Source organism: Pseudomonas sp. HY2-MNA-CIBAN-0224 (assembly GCF_040310285.1).
Lineage (GTDB): Bacteria > Pseudomonadota > Gammaproteobacteria > Pseudomonadales > Pseudomonadaceae > Aquipseudomonas > Aquipseudomonas helleri.
This window is the reverse complement of record NZ_JBEOPQ010000122.1, coordinates 1-3330: the sequence shown is the minus strand read 5'-3', so window position 1 is coordinate 3330 and position 3330 is coordinate 1. Positions and strand designations below refer to the sequence as shown.

Sequence of the window (3330 nt, the reverse complement as noted above, 5' to 3'; positions counted from 1 at the left end):
CTGAGTTCGGGATGGGATCAGGTGGTTCCAATGCTCTATGGTCGTCAAGAAATTCGGTAGCCAGGTCGTTACGTGCGTAACGCTCCAGCGAATGGGTATGTAATAGAGTCGGTGTTTTGTGATTGCAAACTTTCGGTTTGTATCGTCTTCACACACCGCAATCTGGTCGCTCTGGTTACAAAGCCTACTCAAATTGCTTGGGTGTTATATGGTCAAGCCTCACGGGCAATTAGTATTGGTTAGCTCAACGCCTCACAGCGCTTACACACCCAACCTATCAACGTCGTAGTCTTCGACGGCCCTTTAGGGAACTCAAGGTTCCAGTGAGATCTCATCTTGAGGCAAGTTTCCCGCTTAGATGCTTTCAGCGGTTATCTTTCCCGAACATAGCTACCCGGCAATGCCACTGGCGTGACAACCGGAACACCAGAGGTTCGTCCACTCCGGTCCTCTCGTACTAGGAGCAGCCCCTCTCAAATCTCAAACGTCCACGGCAGATAGGGACCGAACTGTCTCACGACGTTCTAAACCCAGCTCGCGTACCACTTTAAATGGCGAACAGCCATACCCTTGGGACCGGCTTCAGCCCCAGGATGTGATGAGCCGACATCGAGGTGCCAAACACCGCCGTCGATATGAACTCTTGGGCGGTATCAGCCTGTTATCCCCGGAGTACCTTTTATCCGTTGAGCGATGGCCCTTCCATACAGAACCACCGGATCACTAAGACCTACTTTCGTACCTGCTCGACGTGTCTGTCTCGCAGTCAAGCGCGCTTTTGCCTTTATACTCTACGACCGATTTCCGACCGGTCTGAGCGCACCTTCGTACTCCTCCGTTACTCTTTAGGAGGAGACCGCCCCAGTCAAACTACCCACCATACACTGTCCTCGATCCGGATAACGGACCTGAGTTAGAACCTCAAAGTTGCCAGGGTGGTATTTCAAGGATGGCTCCACGCAAACTGGCGTTCACGCTTCAAAGCCTCCCACCTATCCTACACAAGCAAATTCAAAGTCCAGTGCAAAGCTATAGTAAAGGTTCACGGGGTCTTTCCGTCTAGCCGCGGATACACTGCATCTTCACAGCGATTTCAATTTCACTGAGTCTCGGGTGGAGACAGCGCCGCCATCGTTACGCCATTCGTGCAGGTCGGAACTTACCCGACAAGGAATTTCGCTACCTTAGGACCGTTATAGTTACGGCCGCCGTTTACCGGGGCTTCGATCAAGAGCTTCGCGTTAGCTAACCCCATCAATTAACCTTCCGGCACCGGGCAGGCGTCACACCCTATACGTCCACTTTCGTGTTTGCAGAGTGCTGTGTTTTTAATAAACAGTCGCAGCGGCCTGGTATCTTCGACCGACGTGAGCTTACGCAGTAAATGCTTCACCCTCATCGGCGCACCTTCTCCCGAAGTTACGGTGCCATTTTGCCTAGTTCCTTCACCCGAGTTCTCTCAAGCGCCTTGGTATTCTCTACCCAACCACCTGTGTCGGTTTGGGGTACGGTTCCTGATTATCTGAAGCTTAGAAGCTTTTCTTGGAAGCATGGCATCAACCACTTCGTTGTCTAAAAGACAACTCGTCATCAGCTCTCGGCCTTAGAATCCCGGATTTACCTAAGATTCCAGCCTACCACCTTAAACTTGGACAACCAACGCCAAGCTGGCCTAGCCTTCTCCGTCCCTCCATCGCAATAACCAGAAGTACAGGAATATTAACCTGTTTTCCATCGACTACGCTTTTCAGCCTCGCCTTAGGGACCGACTAACCCTGCGTCGATTAACGTTGCGCAGGAAACCTTGGTCTTTCGGCGTGGGTGTTTTTCACACCCATTGTCGTTACTCATGTCAGCATTCGCACTTCTGATACCTCCAGCAAGCTTCTCAACTCACCTTCACAGGCTTACAGAACGCTCCTCTACCGCATCACCTAAGTGATACCCGTAGCTTCGGTGTATGGTTTGAGCCCCGTTAAATCTTCCGCGCAGGCCGACTCGACTAGTGAGCTATTACGCTTTCTTTAAAGGGTGGCTGCTTCTAAGCCAACCTCCTAGCTGTCTAAGCCTTCCCACATCGTTTCCCACTTAACCATAACTTTGGGACCTTAGCTGACGGTCTGGGTTGTTTCCCTTTTCACGACGGACGTTAGCACCCGCCGTGTGTCTCCCATGCTCGGCACTTGTAGGTATTCGGAGTTTGCATCGGTTTGGTAAGTCGGGATGACCCCCTAGCCGAAACAGTGCTCTACCCCCTACAGTGATACATGAGGCGCTACCTAAATAGCTTTCGAGGAGAACCAGCTATCTCCGAGCTTGATTAGCCTTTCACTCCGATCCACAGGTCATCCGCTAACTTTTCAACGGTAGTCGGTTCGGTCCTCCAGTTAGTGTTACCCAACCTTCAACCTGCCCATGGATAGATCGCCCGGTTTCGGGTCTATTCCCAGCGACTAGACGCCCTATTAAGACTCGCTTTCGCTACGCCTCCCCTATTCGGTTAAGCTTGCCACTGAAAATAAGTCGCTGACCCATTATACAAAAGGTACGCAGTCACCTAACAAAGTAGGCTCCCACTGCTTGTACGCATACGGTTTCAGGATCTATTTCACTCCCCTCTCCGGGGTTCTTTTCGCCTTTCCCTCACGGTACTAGTTCACTATCGGTCAGTCAGTAGTATTTAGCCTTGGAGGATGGTCCCCCCATATTCAGACAAAGTTTCTCGTGCTCCGTCCTACTCGATTTCACTGTAAAGATGTTTTCGCGTACAGGGCTATCACCCACTATGGCCGCACTTTCCAGAGCGTTCCGCTAACATCAATACAGCTTAAGGGCTGGTCCCCGTTCGCTCGCCACTACTAAGGGAATCTCGGTTGATTTCTTTTCCTCAGGGTACTTAGATGTTTCAGTTCCCCTGGTTCGCTTCTTAAGCCTATGTATTCAGCTTAAGATACCTAACTTATGTTAGGTGGGTTCCCCCATTCAGACATCTCCGGATCAAAGTCTGTTTGCCGACTCCCCGAAGCTTTTCGCAGGCTACCACGTCTTTCATCGCCTCTGACTGCCAAGGCATCCACCGTATGCGCTTCTTCACTTGACCATATAACCCCAAGCAATCTGGTTATACTATGAAGACAACATTCGCCGAAAATTCGCACACTCAATTAAGAGAATCACAAATTTTACCTTAGCCTGAATAAACACCAGTGAAAGTGTCATTCAGTCTATCTTTCTATCACATACCCAAATTTTTAAAGAACGATCTAATCAAAAGATCAGAAATCAACATTCACCATCGTTTGATGGAATGCTCATTTCTAAGCTTTACGA

2 rRNA genes are annotated in these 3330 nt (G+C 50.1%); both read right to left on the bottom strand.

The annotated features are described in order from the left end of the window. Nucleotides 1-49 (bottom strand): 5S ribosomal RNA (gene rrf, locus AAEZ03_RS29315); the annotation flags it as partial. A gap of 159 nt (nt 50-208) precedes the next feature. Then, a 23S ribosomal RNA gene (locus AAEZ03_RS25605) occupies nt 209-3100 on the bottom strand. Between the last annotated feature and the right edge of the window lie 230 nt (nt 3101-3330).